Source organism: Geobacter sp. (assembly GCA_009684525.1).
Lineage (GTDB): Bacteria > Desulfobacterota > Desulfuromonadia > Geobacterales > DSM-12255 > Geoanaerobacter.
Genome location: WKKR01000004.1, coordinates 1 through 17,589 on the forward strand (window position 1 = coordinate 1; position 17,589 = coordinate 17,589).

Genomic DNA, 17,589 nt, shown 5'->3' on the forward strand with positions numbered 1-17,589 from the left:
CTGGTGCGCTCGGCGAGTGCACGGACCTCGTCGGCCACCACCGCAAAGCCACGCCCCTGCTCGCCGGCACGCGCCGCCTCGATGGCCGCGTTCAGCGCCAGGAGGTTGGTCTGATCCGCAATATCCTGGATAGTGCCGATGATCTCGCCGATCTGGTCGCTCCGTGCCCCCAGGCTCTCCACGGTCTTGGCCGTCTCCTGTACCCGGCCGGCAATCCGGCTCATCACCTGAACGGTATTCTCCACCACCGCAGAACCGTCCTGGGCGGTCTGACTGGCGTGCAGTGCCCCATCGGCAGCAGCATGGCAGCTGTTAGCGATATCGCCACTGGTGGCGGACATCTCTTCGCTGGCCGTGGCAACGGTGCTCGCCTGGGCCGCCATCTCCTCAGAACCGCTGGCCATCTCCGCCGAGGTGGAGTGGAGCTGGGTTGCGGCAGAAGCGACACGCTCACTGTTGCTCGCCACCATGGAGATTACCTCACTCAGCTTTCCGGCAGTGGCATTCACCTCTGCAGCCAACAGACCCATCTCGTCACGGCTCGTGATGTGGGAACGGGCAGCCAGGTTGCCTGCCGCCACCTCCTGTAAGGTCCCGAATACCGATTTCAACGGCCCTGATATCGAGTTGGCGATAAGCGTCCCTATTCCGAACGCACCCACGAGCAGACAGACGATGGTCACCAACAACACCATTCGCGAGCGCTTAAAGCTCACCAGATCGCGCTGGTACATCTCCTCACCTGCCTTGATATTGGCAGTCACCAGATCAGCCACGATCCCGGCAGGCTTACTGTAGATCGGAGCGACGGTTTCCGTTGCAAATTTGAGGGTTTCCTGAAGCGCCGCCGAGCTCCCTGCCGCATTTGCAGACTTGGCCATTTCCGCCAGCTTGGTCCCCTCCTTCACATAGGACTCGAACCCTTGCCTGAAAGCTGCCAGGCTCTCCTTTTCCCTGCTGTCGATCTCACTCTTCTCGATCTTCTCCAGCTTGCCACGGATATTCTCTGCCTCGGATACAAAATCCTTTTCTTTTTCTCCGATCTTTGCCGGGTCCTTGAGAGCCAGCATGTAGACCACGGCAAGACGCATCCCCAGAAAATGGTTCTTCAGGTCCTGCAGGAGAGCTGTCTCCTCCATCCCTTTGTTGAGATTCGACTCCGCATTACTCAGCCGGGACATGTTCATCACACCGATAACGCCAACCAGGACAAGCCCGATGCAACATGCAACCACCAATGCCATGATCTTTGACTTCACCTTCATGTCCGCCCAGATGTGCATCATGAACCTCCAGTCTTTTTTCTTAGCAGGTATTAACCGAAAATCATATTTTGCTTATTCGGATATTTATGATTCTTCTTAAGGAAAAATTAGGGGATACCCCTATATCAACACTCTCATTACCCTATAAACCCAATGTCGCCTGCTCACAAGCTCCAGACACTACATCTGACAACAAAAACAGCGAAGGGAGCAGGCACAATGCCTGCTCCCTTCGCTCAATCCATCATATCCGGCTCGCTCTACCGACCGGAAAACCTAACCAGTCGTCCCGTTTACGGAGCGTTTACCTTGAACTGCCGCACCAGCCGCTGCAGATCCTCTGCGAGGCTTGCCAGCTGCCCTGCGGCGGATGCCGACTCCTGGGCTCCCTTGGCGGTTTCGTGGACCACTTCGGTGATCTGGTGGATGTTGTTGGATATCTCGCCTGTGGTGGCGGTCTGCTCTTCGGCAGCAGTGGCCACCTGATTTACCTGCATGGTCACTGCGTTGATCTGCTCCAGAATCTCCTGCAGGGCGTGACCCGACTTGGCAGCCTCGTCCGTGCCGTTCTCCACCTCCCTGACCCCCTCTTCCATGGCTGTCACGGCGCTCCTGGTCTCATTCTGGATCGCCTTGATCATCTCGCCGATCTCACGGGTCGCCTTGGTGGTCCGCTCGGCCAGCGCCCGCACCTCGTCGGCCACCACCGCAAAGCCACGCCCCTGCTCGCCGGCACGCGCCGCCTCGATGGCCGCGTTCAGCGCCAGGAGGTTGGTCTGATCCGCAATATCCTGGATAGTGCCGATGATCTCGCCGATCTGGTCGCTCCGTGCCCCAAGGCTCTCCACGGTCTGGGCGCTTTCATGCACCCGACTGGCGATCCTGCTCATGACCTGGACCGTTTTTCCCACCACCTCGGCACCGGTAGTTGCCGTAGAGGTCGCACGGTTGCCCCCTTCGGCCGCCATCTGGCAGTTCCGGGCGATATCGCCACTGGTGGCGGACATCTCCTCGCTTGCGGTCGCCACGGTGCCTGCCTGGGCAGCCACCTCTTCGGCTCCGGTGGCTATCTGCTCTGCATTGGCCAACAGTTGGTTGGCCGCCGAGGCAACCTGGGTGGAGGTGTCGGAAACCTTGCCAATCAACTGTCGCAGGTTCTCGATCATGACCTCGAAAGAAGTGGCCAACTGCCCCACTTCGTCATTGGCAGCAACCGGAATATGGACATTGAGATCGCCCGCAGCAACCTTCTCCGCAGCCTGGGCCAGTTCCCGCACCGGCCTGCTGATCCTGCCGGCTATGAGCGACCCGACGACTCCGCCGATCCCCACGGCAAGCACCAGGAGAGAGATTACCCACCAGAGTGCCGAAGTATACGCCTTATTAATAAGGATTTTTGCTTCTTTTCCTTCCTTTTCGTTGTACGAGATCAGATCGCCAACGGCCTTCATTGCCGCATCGAAACTCTTTTTGCTGACGCCCCGCAGATAGGTCTTCCCTTCCTCATGTTTCGACTCCCGGCAGAGCACAAAGGTCTTTTTTGCCTCTTCAAAGTAACGCTCCGCCGTTGCACTCAGTTCATCGGCCTGTTTCTTCTCGTCGGCAGTCAGGTTCAACTTTACAAAGGCGTCCATCTCCTTTTTGAAATCGAGCCGGTTCCCATCCAGACGTGTCTCGTATTTATCCAGTTCTTCCTTGGTCAGGGAGATGGTCGCCTGCAGTTCCGACCTGCGGGCCGTGCCGACCAGGCTGTTCATCTTTGAAAGCAGCTCAGTGCTCGGCAACAGGTTCGTGGCCATGTCCGAGCCGACCTTATTCACCCGTCCGAGCTGAACCATCGCCAGTATGCCCAGGAAAACCGTCAATACCAACACACTGGAAAATCCCAACAGAATTTTCGTCCGGATTTTGAGTGATGACGCTGAAGACATATTCCTACCCCCTGTCAGCCATTTTCATGCATCTATGTAGTCTTGGTATCGACAGAATCGTCAACATACTGAGAGTTTTTTGATGAACAACTATCAACTGATGGGATACATAGAGTCTGGATTTGCTTTTCCCGGACGTTTTCGCTAGGATGAGCCATCATAACCGTTTTCAAGGAGTTGCCGATGACACCCAGGCTTCCTGCCGAATGGGAACCCCAGGACGGGGTCCTGCTCGCCTGGCCCCATCAAGGGACCGACTGGCGGCCGATCCTGCACGAAGTCGAGCCGGTCTTTGCGGCCATTGCCAGGGAGATCAGCAGGCATGAGACCGTGCTGATCGCCACCAGCGAACCGGCTGCGACAGAAAACCTGCTGCTCGGAGCGGGTGCGATAATGGCCAATATAAGGCTTTTCACCGGGGAGACCAACGATACCTGGGCCAGGGATTTCGGCCCCATCACGGTAATCGAGGATGGGAGCCCCAAGCTGCTCAATTTCGGGTTCAATGGATGGGGGCTGAAGTTCCCTGCCTATCTGGACAACTGCGTCACCAGCCACCTCTATGCCGCTGGCGCCTTTGGCGCAGTGCCCCTTGAAACCATCGGGCTGATCCTTGAGGGAGGAGGCATCGAAAGCGACGGCCACGGTACCATCCTCACCACGGCCGAGTGCCTCTTGAATCCGAACCGCAACCCCCACCTGTCGCGACAGCAGATCGAGACGGAACTGCGCCGTCACCTGGGGGCCGAGCGTCTCCTCTGGCTTGAGAACGGCTACCTGGCCGGCGACGACACCGATTCGCACGTGGATACCCTGGTCCGCCTCGGCCCGAACGACACCATCCTCCATGTTGCCTGTCCAGACCAGGACGACGAGCATTTTGCCTCCCTGGAGGCTATGGTGGACGAGCTGGCCTCGTTCCGCACCCCTGCAGGCACTCCCTACCGGCTGCTCCCCCTCCCCTGGCCCGAGGCCTGCTATGACGCGGATGGGGAGCGCCTGCCGGCAACCTATGCAAACTTTCTCATCATCAACGGCGCGGTGCTGGTCCCGACCTATCGCGATCCCGGCGATGCAGCGGCCCTGGCAACCATCCGCCAGGCCTTCCCCGGCCGCGAGGTGATCGGCATCGACTGTCTGCCGCTGATCCAGCAGCACGGATCGCTGCACTGCGTCACCATGCAGCTGCCGAAAGGAACTCTGGCACCCCGCTGACACCAGGGGGTGCGAGACGAACAGAGGAGTCAACATGACCTCCAGACTGAACATTGGCCTGGTCCAGCAACGTTGCACTGCTGACAGGAAAGCGAACATCGCCCGGAGTGTTGTGGGCATCCGCGAAGCAGCAGGGAAAGGGGCAGAGCTGGTAGTGCTTCAGGAGCTGCATTGCGGCCCCTATTTCTGCCAGACCGAGGATACGGGCTGTTTCGACCTGGCAGAGCCGATTCCCGGCCCATCCACCGGGGAGTTCGGCGCCCTGGCGCGGGAACTGGGCATTGTCATCGTTACCTCCCTGTTCGAGCGGCGGGCAGCAGGTCTCTGCCATAATACGGCGGTGGTCCTGGAGCGGGACGGCTCGATTGCCGGGATCTACCGCAAGATGCATATCCCCGACGATCCGAGCTATTATGAGAAGTTTTATTTCACCCCCGGCGACCTGGGGTTCACCCCCATCGCCACGTCGGTCGGAAAACTCGGCGTCCTGGTCTGCTGGGACCAATGGTACCCGGAGGCGGCCCGGCTCATGGCCCTTGCCGGGGCGGAGATCCTCCTCTACCCCACGGCCATCGGCTGGGATGCGGGCGATCACGCTGAAGAACAGGGACGACAACTGGAGGCCTGGATCACCAGCCAGCGCGCCCATGCCATAGCCAACGGCATCCCGGTGGTCAGCGTGAACCGGGTCGGATTCGAGCCGTCGCCCGAGGGGAATGGCGGGATTCAGTTCTGGGGGAATAGTTTCGTTGCCGGGCCGCAAGGGGAGTTCCTGGCCCGTCTGGGGAGTGAAGCGGAGGAGGTCGTAGTGGTGGAGATCGACCGGCAGCGGAGCGAGGCAGTCCGCCGGATCTGGCCGTTTCTGCGCGACCGGCGGATCGATGCCTATGGCGACATCCTGAAACGCTACCTGGACTAGCAGGTTTTCCAAAAGAGGGGTACGGGGATGGAACTGCTCGACATGCTCGCCAGCCAGCGGGTGCTCATGGCCATGATTACCCCTGCGGTATTGATTTCCGCATGCGGGACGCTGATCTTCTCTACTTCGGGACGGCTGGGGCGGCTCTTCGACCGGGTCAATGCCCTGAAGAGCGAACTGGAAGGGGTGCTGACGGGGAAACTCTGCCTGCCGGAACAACGTAACGCCTATATCAAGATGCAGATGGCCCTGCAGAAACGGCGAGCAATCCTGATACAGCGCGCCATGGCCGCCCTCTATACCGCCACCCTGCTCTTCATCTCCTCAAGCCTGATCATCGCCATCACCGAAGCCATGGGCATGAAGAGCTGGCTCGCCACCGTCATCGCCCTGACCGGAGGTCTCTTCCTCTTTGCGGCCAGCGCGCTGCTCCTGTTCGAGAGCCGCTACAACCTCACCTTCATCAACCATCACATCGACTTCATTTCTTCCTTGCAGGAGCACGCCGACGGGAAACGGCCATAGGCGCGGCAGCCTTGAGCGCCGAAGCAGTCAGCGGCGTTCTCCGCCCTTCTTGGATCTCTCCGCGCGGACGTCGTTCCAAGGCCAACTGATAGAGCCGGACGTATTTCTGTGCCGCCTCCTCCCAGGTGAACCGCTTGGCCATGGCGTTCTGGATGAGCTGTTCGATGGCATCCGGGCGGTTGAACCAGGTATAGACGGCCCAGCCGACCGTATCGAACAGCGCCTGGGCGTCCAGATTGAAGAACTTGAAGCCGGTGCCGGTGAGATCGTGTTCGTGGAAATTGTCCACGCTGTCGTCGAGCCCGCCGGTGGCGCGGACAATGGGGAGGGTCCCGTAGCAAAGGCTGTACATCTGGTTCAGACCGCACGGCTCAAAGGCAGACGGCATGAGGAAGAAATCCGCCCCTGCCTCGATCCGGTGGGCCAGGGGATTGTCGTAGCCGATCCTGACGGCAAACTTTTCCGGGTGGGCGGCCATGATATCGCCGAAGTAAAAATGGGCCCACGGCTCCCCCCCGCCGAGCATGACGAACTGGACGTCCAGCTCCAGGAGACGCGGGATCGCCTCGGCCAGGATATCGATCCCCTTCTGCTTTACCATGCGCGACACCAAGCCGATCAGCGGAACATCCGGCCGGACCGGCAGCCCCATCTCCCGCTGCAGTTCGCTCTTGCAGACCGCCTTGCCGGAGAGATCAGCGGCTGAATACCGGGCCGGCAGGTAGGGATCGCTCTCGGGATTCCACTCCTCGTAATCCACGCCGTTGAGGATGCCGTACAGGTCGGCAGCCCGCTCCCGCACTACCCCTTCCAGGCCCCAGCCGTATTCGGGGGTCTGCATCTCCCGCGCATACCCTTCACTCACCGTGTTGAGCAGCGTTGCATGGTAGAGCCCCCCCTTGAGGAGGTTGACCTCGCCATCCTTTTCCAGGTTGAGGTAATTGAACCATTCCCAGCCGACGCCGAGTACGTCCATCAACCCTTCGTAGAAATTCCCCTGGTATTGCATGTTGTGCACGGTGAGCAGCGACGGTTTCCCCCCCACGTGGGAGTCATGGAGATAGGTAGTGTTAAGCAGAACCGGGACGGCCGCGGTGTGCCAGTCGTGGGCATGGACGATATCGGGGGTGAAGTCGAGCATCTTGCAGATCTCCAGGCTGGCCTTGGAGAGGAAGACGAAGCGGTTGTCGTTGTCCAGGAAGCCGACATTGTCGACCTCGTACAGCCCATCGCGGCCGTACAGCTGCTCGTGCTCAAGAAAATAGACCGGGACGTCGCTTCCGGGCAGACGCCCCTCGCAGACGCCGCAGTACATCTCGCCGATGATCCCCATCGGCACCGTCAGGGTTCCGGGAAGCAGCTTCAGGCCGTAACGCTGCCGGTCGATTCCGTAGTAACGAGGCATGACGATCCGCACATCATGGCCGAGCTGGGCAAGGTATTTGGGGAGCGCCCCCACCACATCACCGAGTCCGCCCGCCTTGGCGAACGGTACACATTCAGAAGCAGCCATCAGAATCTTCAGTCCCACAATCACCTCGCTTAAGCTCAAAGCAGCAATCGATTTTACACAACTCGGATGATGAACTCCGGACAAGCTGCGGCACAATAGCCACACAACACGCAGGCTGACTCATCCACCACGGCAACGCCGTCCTTCACCGCAAGAGCGCTGTTGACGCAGGCAGGGACACAGAGACCGCACCCCTTGCAGAAGCGCTCCATGATCCGCAGATGACGCGTCTGCCCCTCTAGCTCCTGCCAGAGGGCAGCATCGGTTTCACCAGTCGAAAAGAGAGAGACATTGGCCGCAACCTCTGCCTCGGAAAGCATGCCGAGAGCGACCGCATGGACGCCTGGCAGCTCCAGCACATATCGGAGGCTCTGGCGGGCCGATGCGATGAGATTGCCGCCTGCCAGCGCCTTCATGGCGTAGATCCCCGTCCCTGCAGCAGCGCAGGCAGCGATGGCAGCAGCCATCTCGGCTGCGGAACCGTCGATGATACCCATGCCGGTCTGGTTGATGAGCGGGTGGACCACCTCGATCTCGGGATGGTTCGCAGCCTTTCTGACCGCAGCAACGAAGTGGGTGGAGAGACCGACATGGCCGATCTTCCCTTCCTCCTTCATCGTCAATAATTCCTCAATCACCCCGGCCCGCTCCACAAAAGGGTCGGCAATCCGCGCCGCATGGCAGTGGATGATGTCGATCCGCTCCCGATCCAGCTCCCTGAGCGCCCGTTCCACGTGACTGCGCGCCGTTGCCCCATCGGGTGCATGGGTCTTGCTGGCAATGGTCACCTCGCCCCGGTAGCCATCCAGCGCAGCCCGGATGTGGGGATAGGTGCCGTAGAGCTCGGCCGTATCGAGCATGGTAACCCCGGCCTCAAGGGCGGAGCGGATCAGTCTTCCCCCGTCCTTCGGCGTAAAGCCGGCCTGCAGCGGCCCCATGGGCAATGTCCCGAACACCAGCCTGCTGACCGTAAGGCCGGTGGCGCCAAGTGCAACCTTTTCCATGATGCAGCCTCCTCGGTGCAATGAAACAACAGGAGATTAGAACAAAAGTGGGCCGACGAGACAACAGAAAAATGACCGGCCGGGCTTCATGCTCAAAAAGCAGGGTGCTCAGGAATTACCGAGCAGTTCCCGGGCCTGCGTCAGCAGTGCGTCAACAGCAAAGGGTTTGGCAAGGAAACTGACTGCGGAGGAACGGGTGATGTTGGTAAAGGCGGGATCGTCGGTATACCCGGAAATGAAGAGGGCCTTGGTGTCCGGAAAGCGGTCAAGAATCCGGTCGTACAGTTCGGGGCCGTTCATGCCGGGCATGATGACATCGCTGACGAGCAGGTCATAGGGGGCAGTTGATGTTTCAAGCAGTTCCAGCGCCACAGCGGGCGATGCCGCGCTGGTCACCCGGTAGCCGCAGCCGTCAAGGAGCTGAACGATCATGTCACGCACCATCTCGTTGTCTTCCACCACGAAAATGGATTCGGTGCCACGGTTGATCTGCTGCTCGCCCTGTGACGGGTTTGTCTCCAGCAGACAAACATCCTCCAACTGCGGCAGATAGATGGTAAAGACGGTTCCTTCGTCTGGGCTGCTCTGCACGGATATGCTGCCATCATGCTGCTTGACGATGCCGTACACCATGGAGAGCCCGAGACCGGTCCCGTGTCCGGCAGGTTTGGTGGTGAAGAACGGTTCGAATATCTGCGCCAGGGTTTCATCGGACATGCCCCTGCCGGTATCGTGGCAGGAGAGCACGGCATACCGGCCAAGAGGAAGCTCGGGGGCAAGCTGCCTGTTTCCATCGTCCAGAATAACCGAATCGGCCCTGATGGTAAGGGTCCCATGGGCAGGGATGGCATCCTGGGCATTCACCGCCAGGTTAAGCAAAACCTGCTCCAGCTGTGACTGGTCTACCATGACGTAAAGCGGCTCCGCCCCGAGTTCGAGCCGGATCTCGATGGTCTGCCGGATGACCCGGCGCAGGATGGCATCGAATGATGATACGATCGCATTGAGATCAAAGACCGTCATGGCCATGACCTGCTTGCGGGCAAATCCGAGCAGCTGCTGGGTCAGCTCCTTGGCCCTCATCGCGGCATCATGGATACCCTGCAGCTTGAGGGCGGCATCCTTTTCGGGAGTTTCACTGCGCTGGAGCAGCTCGGTATAGCCGATGATCGGGGTGAGGAGATTGTTGAAATCATGGGCAATGCCACCGGCAAGGTGGCCGATGGATTCCATCTTCTGTGCCTGCTGCAGTTGGGCTTCTACCTGGATCCGCTGCTCCTCGCCCGACCTGATCTCCTCTTCGTTTTCCAGTAGCTGCTGGTTGGTCTCTTCAAGCTTCCGGATCTGGCGCAGATGCAGCATTGTCAGGCAGGCGATCAGCACGCAGAGCACGATGGTGGTCAATCCGTGCTTGACTGAACTCGTCAGCCAGGAGGCAAAGAGTTCATCCGTTGCCAGTGAGACTATGGCAACGACCGGATAGCGCGACAAGGTCGTGTACGAAGCGATGCGTGCGGTGCCGTCGATAGCCCCCGCATCGACCATGAAGGTGCCGGCATCGGCTTGCCTGAGCTTTTCGCGGAACAGCTCCGACCGGCTGAAATCGGTACTGAGCGCCTTTTCCGAAAACGGCTCCACCACCAGGATGGTGCTGTCACGGCGGGCTAGGATGATCCGTCCCCGTTTCCCCACTTCGAGAGAATGGTAGAACTTCTGGAAATACTCCATCTCGAAGGCCACTGCAACCAGTCCGGTAAATGCACCTTGCCGGTCAAGCAGCGGCCGGGAGAGCGTGAAACGCCACTTGTTGTTGACCCGGCTCAAAAGAGGTCTGGAGATAAACAGGCCACCGCCGGGATTGTCCCGATGAAAATTGAAATAATCCCGATCGGCAACCATGGCCGTCTTCATGGGATAGCTCAACGAGTGCGCAAACAACTCCCCCCCGCGATTGACCACCACCAGGGAGCCGATCTGGGGAGCATCGTACTTCTTGTTACGCAGGATTTCATACAGTTCCCTGTCGCCAAGCCGTTCCAGGCCGCCAGCAGCATTGATGGCGTCGATCGCCTCCACAAGTACCCGGTCTGCCTCGGCAAGAGCCCGCTCTCCATGCTCGCTGAGCGCATAGGCATAGCTTCGCACCTGACGCTCCCCGGCAGACTTGGCCATGCGGAAGCTGCTGGCAATGGTCCAGGCTGAAAAGAGGATGATGGCGGTCAACAGACCGACAACGGCACCGATGACCTTGAAGCGGATATCTGTGGTTGGCGTCTCTCCCATGGCCATCCCGGATTGCAGTGGATTATTAATGAAATTAAACCATTAATTTCAAGGAAAGCAATACCATGAAAACGATTCAGCAAGCGGCTTCACAGCCATCCGGATCGCTATTCACGTTTAGAAAATCGGAGAATTTCAGGGAGTTCGAACGAGAGGTTCCCGGCAGCCGGGGAAAAAGACGGATCTGTTCCGTGGAGATGGCAAAGTTCGTCTCCACGGAACAGATCCGTCCGTAAGCGGATCAAACACTTTCTGTCATCAACGAGGGATCTTCAGGCCGACCTTGCTCAGGGTCTCGCGAAACTTGTCCGGTTCCACCGGCTTGACCAGATAGGCAGCCGACTGCACCGACATCAGGGACTGCATGACGTCCAGAGGGGTATTGCGAGCCGTCAGCATGATGATCTTCGCCTGCTGGGCAACCGCTATGCCGCGCTCCTTTTCCATCTTCCGGAGTGCCGTGCCGGTGGCGATACCATCCATTCCCGGCATGACGATATCCAGAAGAACCAGCTCAAAGGGCTCCCCTGCCTCCTGGGCGGCACGGAATTTCTCCACGGCCTCCTCTCCGCTGCCGACAGCAACAACAACGGGAACCCGCTGAAGATACTGTGCAACCAGCTCCCGTCCAAGTTCTTCATCATCCACAATCAGACACCTGCTGAGATCCATGCGCTTCCTCCTCGTTCAATTCCGGCCTGCGGCATCATGGGCGCGGCCTCACTGTCACATAATATACTGCAGCTGATCGATCATGCCCCTATCTCCTGGCAGAAAACATCCAGTTCATGACGGAGCCTGGGCAAAAGGAGGGCAAAATCCTCCTTACTGCCGTCATGTGCCACATCTTCGATCTCACGAGCGATCTCGACGATGCGCTCTGCCCCTATATTTGCCGCTGCGCCCTTGATGGAGTGAGCTTGACGGTGTATTACCTCCCGGTCGCAAATTACGGTCGCCTGGGAGAGTTCAGCCCATCGAGTGGCAACGGACGTGTTGAACATCGTGAGAAACCGGGGAATCAACTCCTCGTTGCCATCAAGCCGGCACAGGAGGCTTTCCCGGTTGAACACCAGCGGCGCAGTCACGGTATTATCCGGGCATCCCTGAGCAGCAGGGGAAGTCTCCGCGGCATGCCGGCATTGCCCTTGACCACAATGGCTGAGCAGGACTGCTGCAAGCTCTTCTCCCTTGAACGGTTTCGACAGATATCCATCCATGCCGGCAGCAAGGCACCGCTCCCGATCCTCTCTTGCAGCATAAGCTGTGAGCGCAATAACCGGTATTCGCCTACCGGATGCCCCTTCCATTTCCCTGATCTTCCGTGTTGCCTGCAACCCGTCCATGATTGGCATCTGCACATCCATCAGGACCATATCGAAACTGCCACCGGCATAGGCCTCCAGGGCCTCTTGCCCATCGCCTGCCACTGTTACGCTATGCCCCTGTTTGTTCAGCAGCGTCACTGCCAGCAGTTGGTTGACTTCCACGTCATCGGCCACCAGGATGTTCAGAGTGCGCTCCCCTTCCCAACGGGGAATTGAGGTGCCGTGTGCCTGTCTTTCCAGGCATTCGCCGGTAAGTACCGCGCAGAGCACCTCCTTGAGTTCGTCGTAAACGAGAGGCTTTGCCAGATGCCCGGCAATCCCGTGACGGCGGATCTTTTCCGTATCGATGCGACAACCGGCCCCGGTCATGATGATGATCCTGTCGCGACCACCGCAGAACTCCTGCAGCCGTTCAACCAAATTCCAGCAATCGGTGCCGAGGGACTGCACGTCGACCAGGGCCAAAAGGGAACGGTCGCGAGGCACGACTCCGCTCTCCGAAAGCGCAAACGCCTCCGCAGCATCTTTGACAGAGACAGGCATCATGCCCCATTCATCCAGAGCGGCGACAATCGCCTGACGGCAGGCATCGCTCCGATCCAGGACCAGGACCTGTTGATTGCGCAGCTCAGACGGTTGCGCCAGATCCGGCACGGTCTGCCTGACCTGAAAGCAGCAGGTGAATCGGAAGGTACTTCCCACCCCCGGAATGCTTTCCACTCCGATCTGCCCCCCCATCAGTTCCACCATCCGCCGGGAGATGGTCAGGCCGAGCCCGGTGCCGCCGAACCGTTTGGCACTGGAGGAATCGGCCTGCTCGAATACCTCGAATATGCGCTCACACGCATCAGGTGCAATCCCGATCCCCTGGTCGGCAACCGAAAACCGCAGGCAGACCGCAGCCCCGTCGTTCGTCGCAGTGGTGACTCCGACCACGATCTCCCCGCCGTCGGAAAACTTGATGGCATTCCCGACCAAGTTGATCAGGACTTGTCTCAGCTTTCCCTGATCTCCTGCCAGAGCGTCAGGGAGCCCTTTTTCAAAGGAGCTGACCAGTTCGATCCCTTTTTCCGCTGCCCGCACCGACAGCGATCGGAGGACCTGGGTGATGGTCCCGCGCAGTTGAAACGGCACCTGGTCGAGTTGCATCTTGCCCGCTTCAATCTTGGAAAAATCGAGGATGTCGTTAATGATCGAAAGCAGGTTGTCGGCAGAACCCTTGATGGCACTCAGGTACTGTCGCTCCTGGACCGGCGAGAATCCCCCGTCCAGAAGGAGATCGGTCATCCCCATGATGCCGTTCATGGGGGTGCGGATCTCGTGGCTCATGTTGGCGAGGAAGGCGCTCTTGGCGAGGTTTGCGGCCTCGGCCTGTTCCCTGGCGGCAGCAAGATCGCAGGTCCGCTCCTTGACCCGCTCTTCCAGGTTCGCCATGTTTTCATTGAGAATGGCGTACAGGGCAAGACTTTCCAGGGCATAGGCACAGGTATACATGACGATGGACAGGGCATTGAGCGCCGCACCGTCGACAGCAGTGGAATCCCCCTGCAGGATGGCGACGCACATGCCGCGGATGTGGGAACGAGTCGCAATGACATGCAGGAGCAGCGTCCGGTCATTGCTTAACGGAACCAGGATTGCCTGGTTCCTGTTCAAGGCCCAGGCAAAGGTACCGTCCATGATCTTCGCGTCTATCTCGGCCTGGATTTCGTCTCGGCCTTCCTCCGGGTCCCAGGAAACCAGCTCGAAGGTGCCGTCGTCCATCGACTCCAGACAGCCGATCGTCCTGCAGGAAAGGATCCTGCTCGCCTGAACGTGGGTGGCACGAAAGATCGCCGCAGAGTCCTTGGCAGTGTTCAGATTGCCATGGAAATCGCCACTGGATGCCAACATGTCGAGGATGGACATGTAGCGACGATTGGCCTCTTCCAGATAACTGACGCGTTCCTGGAGAAACCCTGTTGAGGGTGTTACGTACCGCGTTCGCATCATCCCTCCACCAGTATGGCAAAAGCCTCTTCGATCTGGGTCTCGGACTGCTTCAGGATCGTTGCCAGTTGGCTGACCGGCAGCCCGAGGCGGTCCCAGGCAACCGGCTCCAGAGGGGGAACATACCATTCACCGCTGGAACCGAATTCAAAGGCCTGGCAGATGATATCCGCCAGATGGACGATAGCCACCTCAAGGGGGAACTGAACCACCATGCGGGGAGCATGATGGGCGATAACCGCCTCGTAGATGTTGGCAGGGATCTTCCAAGCACGGAGCAACTCGCCACCCAGCTCGCCATGGTCGAACCCCAGGGCCTGCTGCTCGGTCCGGAAATAGAGCTGCTTCTGCCTCCTGTTCGTCAACATCAGCTCCTTGGCCGTTTCGGGGATGGCGGTACACATCACCAGATGGCCCACATCGTGGAGCATGCCTGCGACAAAGAAGCGTTCCACGTTGTTTTCACGCAGGCAGGTCGCCAATGTGCGGGCAACGATGCCGCAGGAGATGCTGTGCCGCCAGAACTGTGCCATGTTCATGAGGTCCGCGGGTATCCCCCTGAAGACCTCGATGACCGATGCCGCGAGTGCCAGGTCGCGCAACTGCTGAGTGCCGATGATGGTCACCGCCTTGGTAATCGAGTCGACCCTGGCGTAGCAGCCGAACATCGGGCTGTTGGCGAGTCTGAGTATCCGTGCCGTGAGACCCTGGTCTTCGGTAATGATCTTGGCAATGTCGGCAATGGAGCTTCGGGGATGGTTGATCGTTTCGCTCAGCCGTTCGTAGAAATAGGGGAGCGAATAGACCGTCCGCGTCTGCTCCACGAGCTGTTTCAGGGTGATGGTCTCAGGAGATCCCATGCAGAGCCCTCCGCAGTGCCGCGAGATGGAAGAGTTCGCGCATGACCGGGTAATCGAGGTTCGCATTGCAGAACAGGGGAAGTAGTTCTGCCTCGGCAGCGGCGAGTTGTTCGGGAGTTATCTCGTCGGGGAGATGCGCAGCGGCGGCAACTTCGTCGATTCCGGCAATGTCCACCTCCACCACCCCCCAGGTCCTGAACACGACCAGATGCTTCTGAGTCAGTTCCGCCCCCTCCCCTAAAAGCAGCCTGCCGGTCTGGTCGTACACATCGGTCGCCAGGACCATGCCTGCCTCAAGATTGTCAATCTGGATGATACCCACGTCCCCTGCCCTCCTCGTAACGCCTGCGACTCAGACCGGCTCCGGTGCCCCCCTGTATTCAAAACCGCCGGGGTTTTTCTGCGGAAAGCAGTCCGGATGCACTTGTATTCTTCGGCATCCGGGCGGATACATTTAATTTTTGCCGCCGTCCGGAAATCTGGGGTGTCTAACCGTACGACAAGAGAAGACAGGCCTCCGGGCAAAAAAATGGGGCGGCATCTGTCGATGCTGCCCCCAGTGAAGGAAGGTACTACTCCTCTAGGAAACGTTCGCTCCCTATTTTTTTTGTGTGGGCCAGAACATGGATAGCTCATGCCACCGAGGCGTATCCGTTACTGTGCAGGCTTGTCAGGTACAGCACTGCAGACCCCTTCTCCGGTCAGCACTTTGCCAGTTCCCTGTTTTCGGCCGGGAACCGTTCTGCCAGTTCCTGGTATTTCAGACATTCACCGTAGCGGGAGCTACAGAATTTGATGATCAGGTTTACATCGTAAGGGGAGATGTAACCGCAACCGACATCACAGTAATCGTCGCTCTTCGCATAAAAGGGACACACTGCCTTTGCCATGGGAACCTCTGCCCTCTCAATCGGTCATGCTGCCCCCGGATGGGGGGAAAGCAGGTACCCGATCGTCATCGGGACCTGACTTCACCCAAATCAGGAGTAACTGTCTTCTCCTACAGCAACCGCCATACCAAAGCGCACTCTATTCCCCACTGTTTTTATCCCATGTCATTTCGATATGTTACAAAGAATCGCCCCAAAAAGCTCACACGCGGGACGGGACGGTTTTGCAGAGGTGCAAATCTGCCCGAGCTCGTCAGGAGAGTTCCTTTGCCACGTTGTGGGGGATGAAGCAGCTTGTGTCCGGAATTACGGCCTGTTGTAGAAGAAGGGGACGGGTGGAGAGGTGAAGCTTGCGCTTTTGCAGGCAGGAGATCAACGGATTTGCAGGAATGCAAAGAAACGTGGAGCGGGACCGCAGCCCATGCAGGGGCTTTCGGATTCCGCTCCACAACGAGTCACTGCCAGTCTTCCTTGCGGATGTTGTACTTCTTTATCTTGCGGTAAATGGTTGCCATGTTCATGCCGGCATCCCTGGCTGCAGCCTCGATATTGCCATGGTTTTTGCGTAGAAGTCCCTTCAGGTACTCCACCTCGAAACGGGACAGCGCCTTGTTGTAGTCCCCTTCCTCGATGAAGGCGTCCCCTCCCTCTTCGGTCCGCTGGACCTCTATGAACTGGGAGAGTACGGCCAGGCTGATGTAATCGCCGGTCTCCATTGCCATGGAGGCCTCGATGACGTTCTTCAACTGGCGGATGTTGCCGGGCCAGGGATAATGGGCCAGGGCATCGAGGGCATCGGGGGCGAGCCCCTTGACCTGGGTGCCGAACTTGCTGTTCTGGTGGTTGATGAAATGGATCGCCAGCAGCGGGATATCCGACACCCGCTCGCGCAAGGGGGGCAGATGGAGGTTAACCACGTTCAGCCGGTAGTAGAGGTCTTCGCGGAAGGAGGTGTCCTTGACAGAGGTCTTCAGGTCGGCATTGGTGGCCGAAATGATCCGGACATCCACCTTGACCGTTGCCCGGTCGCCGATCCGGTGGAACTCCTGCTCCTGGAGGAACCGGAGCAGGGTCTTCTGCACGTTCATGGGGAGGTTGCCCACCTCGTCCAGGAACAGGGTGCCGCCGTCGGCCGTCTCCAAAAGCCCCTGCCGGTCGGATGTGGCCCCGGTGAACGCCCCTTTCTTGTAGCCGAACAGCTCGGATTCCAGCAGCGACTCTGGAAGGGCGCCGCAGTTGATGGCAACGAACTTCTTGTCCTTGCGCAGGGAATTGTAGTGGATAGCCTGGGCGATCAGCTCCTTGCCGGTGCCCGACTCGCCGGTGATCAGCACCGAGGTGTCGCGGATGGCGATCTTTTCCACCCGCTCCAGGACCTGTTTGAGGCTCTCAGAGGCGCCGACGATCTTGTCGAATCGGAACTTGCCGACCAGCTCTTCTCGCAGTTCCCGGTTCTCCACCAGCAACTGGGTGTGCTTGAGAGCGTTTTTCACCCGGTAGAGCAGCTCTTCGGGCTCGAAAGGCTTGGTCAGCATGTCGTAGGCCCCTTTGCGCAGGGCCTGTATGGACATTTCCACAGTGGCATAGGCGGTTATCATAATGACCGGGATGCTCGGATCTTTCCCCTTGAGCCGCTGCAGCACCTCCAGCCCATCCATCCCCGGCATCTTGATATCGCTCACCACCATATCCCATTCGCCGGGGACGAACTCCTCCACCGCGTCAAAGGAGCGGGTGTATCCCTTGACGTCGTAGCCGTTGTCCAGGAGCACCGCCTCCATCATGCGGCAGAGCCCCTCCTCATTATCGATTACCATGATCCGTTTTTTAGCTGACACGTCAGTACCTCATATCATCACAGTGTTGC

At 58.9% G+C, this 17,589-nt stretch carries 14 protein-coding genes; 3 read left to right on the forward strand and 11 right to left on the reverse strand.

Translation table 11 applies throughout. The features are described from left to right. Both GJT30_13425 and GJT30_13430 read right to left on the reverse strand, forming a co-directional pair. Positions 1–1,286: HAMP domain-containing protein (locus GJT30_13425; GenBank protein MSM40609.1), on the reverse strand; the 1,286-nt coding region annotated here is incomplete at its 3' end. A gap of 272 nt (positions 1,287–1,558) precedes the next feature. Then, positions 1,559–3,196 (reverse strand): HAMP domain-containing protein, encoded by a 1,638-nt coding sequence (locus tag GJT30_13430; protein MSM40610.1) that lies wholly within the window; start codon positions 3,194–3,196, stop codon positions 1,559–1,561. A gap of 183 nt (positions 3,197–3,379) precedes the next feature. Here GJT30_13430 and GJT30_13435 point away from each other — a divergent pair, with 183 nt between their 5' ends. The 3 genes from GJT30_13435 to GJT30_13445 are packed head-to-tail and all read left to right on the forward strand — an operon-like array spanning position 3,380 to position 5,855. Then, entirely contained in the window at positions 3,380–4,411 is a 1,032-nt protein-coding gene (locus GJT30_13435; protein ID MSM40611.1) for an agmatine deiminase, read from the forward strand. Positions 4,412–4,445: 34 nt separating this feature from the next. Continuing rightward, the gene (locus tag GJT30_13440) at positions 4,446–5,330 is read left to right on the forward strand and encodes an acyltransferase (GenBank protein MSM40612.1); all 885 of its coding nucleotides are present in this window, start codon (positions 4,446–4,448) and stop codon (positions 5,328–5,330) included. A 27-nt stretch (positions 5,331–5,357) separates the two neighbouring features. Further along, entirely contained in the window at positions 5,358–5,855 is a 498-nt protein-coding gene (locus GJT30_13445) for a DUF2721 domain-containing protein (GenBank protein MSM40613.1), read from the forward strand. Here GJT30_13445 and glgA read toward each other — a convergent pair. From glgA to GJT30_13490, 9 genes are all read right to left on the reverse strand, one after another. Beyond that, the gene (glgA, locus tag GJT30_13450; protein MSM40614.1) at positions 5,812–7,389 is read right to left on the reverse strand and encodes a glycogen synthase GlgA; all 1,578 of its coding nucleotides are present in this window, start codon (positions 7,387–7,389) and stop codon (positions 5,812–5,814) included. The two genes, GJT30_13445 and glgA, sit on opposite strands and share 44 nt — an antisense overlap. 32 nt (positions 7,390–7,421) lie before the next feature. After that, complete coding sequence (locus GJT30_13455; GenBank protein ID MSM40615.1) at positions 7,422–8,372, reverse strand: aldo/keto reductase; 951 nt, start codon at positions 8,370–8,372, stop codon at positions 7,422–7,424. A 108-nt stretch (positions 8,373–8,480) separates the two neighbouring features. Beyond that, a complete protein-coding gene (locus GJT30_13460) occupies positions 8,481–10,661 on the reverse strand; it encodes a response regulator (GenBank protein MSM40616.1) in 2,181 nt (726 codons plus the stop codon). A 252-nt stretch (positions 10,662–10,913) separates the two neighbouring features. Beyond that, positions 10,914–11,327, reverse strand: a complete 414-nt coding sequence (locus GJT30_13465; protein MSM40617.1) for a response regulator — start codon at positions 11,325–11,327, stop codon at positions 10,914–10,916. 80 nt (positions 11,328–11,407) lie between these two features. Beyond that, the gene (locus GJT30_13470; protein MSM40618.1) at positions 11,408–13,975 is read right to left on the reverse strand and encodes a response regulator; all 2,568 of its coding nucleotides are present in this window, start codon (positions 13,973–13,975) and stop codon (positions 11,408–11,410) included. Then, positions 13,972–14,832: an HDOD domain-containing protein gene (locus GJT30_13475; protein MSM40619.1), complete on the reverse strand. Its 861-nt coding sequence runs from the start codon at positions 14,830–14,832 to the stop codon at positions 13,972–13,974. Before GJT30_13475 ends, GJT30_13470 begins: the two co-directional genes overlap by 4 nt. Further along, a complete protein-coding gene (locus GJT30_13480) occupies positions 14,819–15,154 on the reverse strand; it encodes a hypothetical protein (protein ID MSM40620.1) in 336 nt (111 codons plus the stop codon). Before GJT30_13480 ends, GJT30_13475 begins: the two co-directional genes overlap by 14 nt. 379 nt (positions 15,155–15,533) lie before the next feature. Further along, on the reverse strand, positions 15,534–15,722 hold the full coding sequence (locus GJT30_13485) for a hypothetical protein (protein ID MSM40621.1): 189 nt from the start codon (positions 15,720–15,722) through the stop codon (positions 15,534–15,536). A gap of 455 nt (positions 15,723–16,177) precedes the next feature. Then, positions 16,178–17,560, reverse strand: coding sequence for a response regulator (locus tag GJT30_13490; protein MSM40622.1), 1,383 nt, complete (start codon positions 17,558–17,560; stop codon positions 16,178–16,180). Positions 17,561–17,589: the final 29 nt, after the last annotated feature.

Coding starts and splice junctions, on each gene's coding strand:
- GJT30_13455 (MSM40615.1), bottom strand. CDS start 8,372: ATGGAAAAGGTTGCACTTGGCGCCACCGGCCTTACGGTCAGCAGGCTG.
- GJT30_13465 (MSM40617.1), bottom strand. CDS start 11,327: ATGGATCTCAGCAGGTGTCTGATTGTGGATGATGAAGAACTTGGACGG.
- GJT30_13485 (MSM40621.1), bottom strand. CDS start 15,722: ATGGCAAAGGCAGTGTGTCCCTTTTATGCGAAGAGCGACGATTACTGT.
- GJT30_13430 (MSM40610.1), bottom strand. CDS start 3,196: ATGTCTTCAGCGTCATCACTCAAAATCCGGACGAAAATTCTGTTGGGA.
- GJT30_13445 (MSM40613.1), top strand. CDS start 5,358: ATGGAACTGCTCGACATGCTCGCCAGCCAGCGGGTGCTCATGGCCATG.
- GJT30_13470 (MSM40618.1), bottom strand. CDS start 13,975: ATGATGCGAACGCGGTACGTAACACCCTCAACAGGGTTTCTCCAGGAA.
- GJT30_13435 (MSM40611.1), top strand. CDS start 3,380: ATGACACCCAGGCTTCCTGCCGAATGGGAACCCCAGGACGGGGTCCTG.
- GJT30_13460 (MSM40616.1), bottom strand. CDS start 10,661: ATGGCCATGGGAGAGACGCCAACCACAGATATCCGCTTCAAGGTCATC.
- GJT30_13475 (MSM40619.1), bottom strand. CDS start 14,832: ATGGGATCTCCTGAGACCATCACCCTGAAACAGCTCGTGGAGCAGACG.
- GJT30_13440 (MSM40612.1), top strand. CDS start 4,446: ATGACCTCCAGACTGAACATTGGCCTGGTCCAGCAACGTTGCACTGCT.